Source organism: Lactobacillus delbrueckii subsp. delbrueckii DSM 20074 = JCM 1012 (genome assembly GCF_001433875.1).
GTDB lineage: Bacteria > Bacillota > Bacilli > Lactobacillales > Lactobacillaceae > Lactobacillus > Lactobacillus delbrueckii.
The window spans coordinates 1-5284 of the sequence record NZ_AZCR01000032.1; the positions used below are offsets into that span (position 1 = coordinate 1).

The 5284-nt window shown below is 48.6% G+C and carries 4 protein-coding genes and 2 pseudogenes; 4 read left to right on the forward strand and 2 right to left on the reverse strand.

Translation table 11 applies throughout. From position 1 onward, the window contains the following. Positions 1-136 precede the first annotated feature (136 nt). Both FD23_RS05515 and FD23_RS05520 read left to right on the forward strand, forming a co-directional pair. Positions 137-1561 (forward strand): annotated as a pseudogene (locus FD23_RS05515) (peptide ABC transporter substrate-binding protein). Between the two features lie 91 nt (positions 1562-1652). Beyond that, on the forward strand, positions 1653-1895 hold the full coding sequence (locus FD23_RS05520; RefSeq protein WP_025895944.1) for a hypothetical protein: 243 nt from the start codon (positions 1653-1655) through the stop codon (positions 1893-1895). A 140-nt stretch (positions 1896-2035) separates the two neighbouring features. Here the strand turns inward: FD23_RS05520 and FD23_RS05525 are convergent, their stop codons facing one another. Further along, complete coding sequence (locus tag FD23_RS05525) at positions 2036-2464, reverse strand: EAL domain-containing protein (protein ID WP_025895942.1); 429 nt, start codon at positions 2462-2464, stop codon at positions 2036-2038. Between the two features lie 214 nt (positions 2465-2678). Further along, positions 2679-3443: a hypothetical protein gene (locus FD23_RS05530; protein ID WP_052933643.1), complete on the reverse strand. Its 765-nt coding sequence runs from the start codon at positions 3441-3443 to the stop codon at positions 2679-2681. 517 nt (positions 3444-3960) lie between these two features. Between FD23_RS05530 and FD23_RS05535 the strand changes: the two genes are divergently transcribed. Both FD23_RS05535 and FD23_RS10510 read left to right on the forward strand, forming a co-directional pair. After that, positions 3961-4845 (forward strand): phosphate ABC transporter substrate-binding protein, encoded by an 885-nt coding sequence (locus FD23_RS05535; RefSeq protein ID WP_052933644.1) that lies wholly within the window; start codon positions 3961-3963, stop codon positions 4843-4845. Between the two features lie 19 nt (positions 4846-4864). Continuing rightward, positions 4865-5284: pseudogene (locus FD23_RS10510) on the forward strand (phosphate ABC transporter permease subunit PstC); the annotation flags it as partial.

Here is a 5284-nt window from a genome sequence, read left to right on the forward strand (position 1 = left end):
ACTTTTGACGGCTTGCGGGCAAAGCAAGGGGGCAAGTGAGAAGCAGGTATTGAACTGGATGACATCGGCAGAAATCATCACTATGGATCCATCGAAGGCGACGGACGCGATTTCTTTCACCCAGATGGAAAACACCATGGAAGGCCTGTATCAATTAAACAAGGACAACCAGACCAAGGAAGCCCTGGCGACTAAGGCTGCCCAAAGCAAGGACGGTCTGACCTGGACTTTTGATTTACGGAAAGACGGCAAGTGGTCCAACGGGCAGGCAGTTACTGCTAAAGACTTCGTCTACTCCTGGCAGCGGACGGGTTAACCACAAGACCGCGTCTCAATACAGCTATATCTTCTCCGGCATTAAGAACGCGGACGCGATCGTGGCAGGCAAAAAAGCCCCGTCCAGCCTGGCGTCAAAGCTCTTGGCAAGTACAAGCTGCAGGTTAAATTAGACCACAAGCTGCCTTATTTCAAGCTCTTGCTGGCCTTCCCGGTCTTTTTCCCGGAAAACCAAACTGCAGTTGAAAAATATGGCAGCAAGTTCGGTACTTCTTCTAAGACCACGGTCTTCAATGGGCCCTTTGTCCAAAAAGGCTGGACCGGAGCCAACCTGTCCTGGAAGATGGTCAAGAACAAGAACTACTGGAACAAATCAGCCGTCAAACTGGCCCAGATTAATTTCATGGTTGAAAAGTCACCGTCAACGGCCTACAACCTTTACCAGGACGGCAAGCTGGATACGGCAATTTTGAGCGCCCAGGCAGCCAAGAACCTGCAAAAGCAGGCCGGCTACGTGATCAGAAAGAACAACGGCACGACTTACATGCAGTTCAACACCAAGCTGGCTAAATTTAAGAGCATTAAGCTCCGTCAAGCAGTTTCCATGGCTTTGGACCGGAAGGCCCTGGCCAAGACCCTGGGCGGCGGCTTTACCGGCGCGACGACCTTTACCGCGGCTGATATGACCAAGGTGGACGGGCAGGACTTTACCCAGCTGGCCCAGGACAAGACGACCAAGCAAATTACCAGCTACCATAAGACATTGGCTCAGAAGACCTTTAAGGTGGCCCTCAAGGACTTGCAGCTGAAGAAATTATCCTTTACTTTGCTGACGGTTGATGACGACAGCTCAAAGGCGATTGGTGAATACATCCAGAGTGCCTTGGAAACGGCTTTTGGCAAGCAAGTCTCCGTCAAGGTGCAGAGCCTGCCGACCAAGTCCCAGTTCGCCAAGATGGACAGCGGAAATTTTGAAGCCTGCGTCAGCGGCTGGAATGCTGACTTCGCTGACCCGATTTCATTCCTGGACTGCATGACCTCAACTAACGGCTACAACTCCGGTAAGTGGTCAAACAAGCAGTATGACCAGCTGATCGCCAAATCCAAGACCGTTACTTCATCTAGCCAGCGGATGCAGCTTTTGGCCAAGGCAGAAAACATCTTGATGACCGACCAGGGGGTAACGCCGCTGGTTCAGTCCGGCAGTGCCTGGATGCTGAACACAAAGGTCAAGGGCTTGATCTACAACGGCAGCTACTACTTCGAATATGCCTACTTACAGTAAAAGAACAAGTAGAACGATTGTCAAAAGGGCTTGCTTTTGCTAAACTGAAGGCAGATTTAAGAGCTTTTTGCAAAGAGGGGGGGAGCAAAAAATGAAGGACTCAAATTCTTTTGTTTACAATGTCTGGCTGATCATTCTGCTGGTTGCTGCCTACATTTGGCCAATCTTCGGTCTGGTACCGGCAATTTTCCTTTTTATCAAGCGTAAAGATGAACAGTTAGAGAAGATGAAAGGCTGGATTACTCTGGCCTTGATCTGGCAGATCGTGCTCTGGCTCCTAATGATCATTTTCTTAATCTGCTTTGTAGGTCTTGCTGGCTCGGCTGGCAAGTAAAAATTGACAAACTAAAACCGCTAGCCCTGTGACTAGCGGTTTTCTTCTGCCTATGAATAAGGTGCCATTTTTTGTAAAGTTCGTCTAAAGGAACGGGCGGACTGAAGAGGGAGCCCTGGGCCAGGTTGCAGCCGGCTTCTTTAAGGAAAATAGCCGCTGCCAAAGTCATCCATCCAGACCTGGTAGCCCAGGTCATGGAAGTGCTGGACGGCTTCGACTATGGCCTGGCAGCTGTCATTAAGGGCACTTTCCGTAATCTTAATATGAACTTGATCGCGGCTGAGCCCGTAGCGGGCGACGATGTCTTCGATCTTTTGGTAAATATCGTAGGCTTCCAGGTCTGTTCTGGAAATGTTAAAGCTGATGGGGAAGATTTCTTTTTCCTTTTCTCGTAAAAACTCAGCGTCTTGCCCATAGCCCTCTAAAGCGTGGCAGTCAACCTTGTAGACTTCCCGGTTGGCCTCCAGGGCAGGGATAAACTTGTCTGGAGACAGGAAGCCGTATCTGGGGTCAATCCAGCGCGACAGGGCCTCACATTCAGCCAGCTTCATGTTTTGGATGTCGATCAAGGGCTGGTAGTAGATCTTGAGCCAGTTGTCGCGGCAGGCTTGGTCGATCTGGCTCAGAACATGAACCCGGATTTCATCCGCTTTGGCCAGCTGGTCATCATAGTAGCCGATAGAGGCATTTTTCAGCTTGATTGAGTTAAGGGAACGTCGAGTCCATGCATCAGCTCAGTATTGCGCTGGCGGCGCAAAATATGCCGGCTGGGCTTAAAGGGAGCTAAGCCTGCCTTGAAGAGTAAAGTTTCACCAGTGCTGCGGGCCGCAACTGTTTTAAGAGATTGCTGCCGTCCTGGTAGCCGTTAGTTAAGTTGTAGTCATGCAGGTTGACTAGGGAGCTGTAAAAAATACTTAAACTTTGGCTTTTGCCGAACTGCTTGAGGCTCTCTTCATAATGCTCCATGAAATAGTGGAGGCTTTTGGCCCCAGTCAGCTGATCATCATCATATTTCTTCAAGTAGCTTTCATAGCGGTTAACGCTTAAGATATTGAATTTCATGAAGAAAATGTACATGATGCAAGAAATAATAGCTAAAAAGCTGACCACGTAGGCGATTGGCGTTGGGACCGCCGAATTGTTGCCATCAAGGAACATGCGGGGAAATTCTGCCTGGGCTACGACCAGGATCATGCAGAGTATGGCGGACCAGAAGAAGCGGCTGTCTTCCGTGATGATGGTCTGCTCCTGGCTGATGTAGCTGATTTCTTTTTTAAAAAGAAAGTAGAGACAGAGGGTTAAGATAATGGTGAAAAAGTCCCATTGCCAGGTTTGATTGGCCAAGAGGGATGAAATTTCAGCGGCGATGACAAATTGACAGTAAGTGAAGGCGGCTACGGACGGCTTCTTGTTAATTAGGCGCTGATAAAGGAAAATGACTGGGATCAGGGTCAAGAGGATCAATCCAGTTGCCAGAAAAAAGGCGCTTAAGGCATTAATGCTGACCAGGGGGCTTAGCTTCTGGTAAAGGAAGACGGTCATGATCATGGATGTGCTTAAAGAGAGCAGGAAGGCTCCCAGGCTTTTGCCAATCCGTTTTGGGATGCTTTCCTCTAAAAAAATAACTGATCAGTAATTAACGCGATAAAGAATACCTGCAGGAGAAAAGTGTGGTTGCGGGCATAAAAGGTTGTAAACTAGGTTATCATGTGTCCTTCCTCGATATAATTTCGTTATTAACAGAAGTGCTTATATATAGAATTAAGCATATATTTTTGTCCAAAGCGGATGTTAAATTGGCATTTTCCGGTAAGGTAAAATTAGCGTAAAGAAGACTGAACAAAGAGTGAAAGCGTTATATTTTACAAATGCAAAAAACAGATAAATTAAGCAAAATAAACTGAAAAAGTAAAGGGGAGCCTTGCGAAAACTTTGTAATTCTGTTAAGAAAGCGGCTTGTCTTAAACAAAATTAAGCATTTTACATTGATTTAACAATTATCACTGAATGCATTTAACTTGCCTCCATTAAGATTGAATCAGTAAGAATTCAAGGAGGAATTAACATGTCACGCAAAAAAAACAAAGTCGCCATCGTTGCGCTTGTTTTGCTGGCAATCGTCATCGGCTGCGTCGTTGGCAGCTCCGAAGCCGATACCAAGGGAGTTTCCGGGACAGTTAACATCGCCGGGTCATCTGCCCTTCTGCCTTTAGCGCAGAACGCGGCCAAGACTTTCATGGACAAGAACCCGGACAGTGTCATCAACACTAACGGGGGTGGGTCAGGTCAAGGCCTGCAGCAGGTTTCTGACGGTACCATCGACATCGGGAACTCAGACTTGCTCGCGGATGAAAAGCTGGACAAGAAGTCAGCTAGCAAGCTGGTTGACCACCAAGTGGCCATTACCGTCATCGCTCCGATCATCAACAAGGATGCCGGGGTTAAGAGCCTGACCACTGAACAATTGATCAAAGTTTTCACCGGCAAGGTGACCAACTGGAAGCAGGTTGGCGGCAATGACTGCCAGATCGTCCTGGTTTCCAGACCATCTTCATCAGGTACCCGGGCAACTTTTGAGCAATACGCTTTGAAGAAGCACGCTAGCCAGTCAAACCAGTCTCTGGAAACTGACGACTCAGGTACTTTGATCCAAATGGTCCAAAGTGTTTCCGGCTCAATCGGCTACGTTGCCCTGTCCTACTTGACTGGTGACCCGCAAGTCGGCATCGTGTCAATCAACGGTGTTAAGCCAAGCCTGAAGAATGTCTACAATGGCAAGTATATGGTTTGGAGCTATGAGCACATGTACACTAAAGGCCAGCCAAAGGGTGCGGCCAAGGCATTCTTGCAGCAGATGCTCAGCGAGGAATATGGCAAGAAGATCGAAGCCATGGGCTACGGCATAGCCTCCAAGCTGACGGCTGCCGCTAAAGCCACCCATACTAAGTAAGAAGGAGAAATAAGGCATTATGGACAAAGTAGTTCAAAAAGCAATTGCCAAAGACAAGCGCTGGAGCGCGGTCTACATCGCCTGCGGCCTCTTGATCGTTGCTTTGACCCTCTTGATGGGGGCCTTCCTGCTCTACCAAGGCAGCCAGACCTTCCTTAAGGCGCACCACAGCGTTTGGGAGTTCCTGTTTACCAGTGACTGGGCACCGCTTGACAAGACCGGCATGTTCGGGGGAAAAGTCGGGGCTGCCATTTACATCGTTGGTTCCCTGGAAACCTGCTTGCTGGGTTTGCTCATCTGCTTGCCGTTCGCGATCGGCTCAGCCGTTTTCATGACGGAAATTTCACCAAAAATCGGTGAAAAGTTCTTCCGGCCGGCAACCGAAATCTACGTCAGCATTCCATCCGTTGTTTACGGCTGGTTTGGCTTGACCAAGCTG

Excerpts from the sequence above, each read along its gene's own strand:
- FD23_RS05520 (WP_025895944.1), top strand. The coding sequence starts at position 1,653 with ATGAAGGACTCAAATTCTTTTGTTTACAATGTCTGGCTGATCATTCTG.
- FD23_RS05530 (WP_052933643.1), bottom strand. The coding sequence starts at position 3,443 with ATGATCATGACCGTCTTCCTTTACCAGAAGCTAAGCCCCCTGGTCAGC.
- FD23_RS05535 (WP_052933644.1), top strand. The coding sequence starts at position 3,961 with ATGTCACGCAAAAAAAACAAAGTCGCCATCGTTGCGCTTGTTTTGCTG.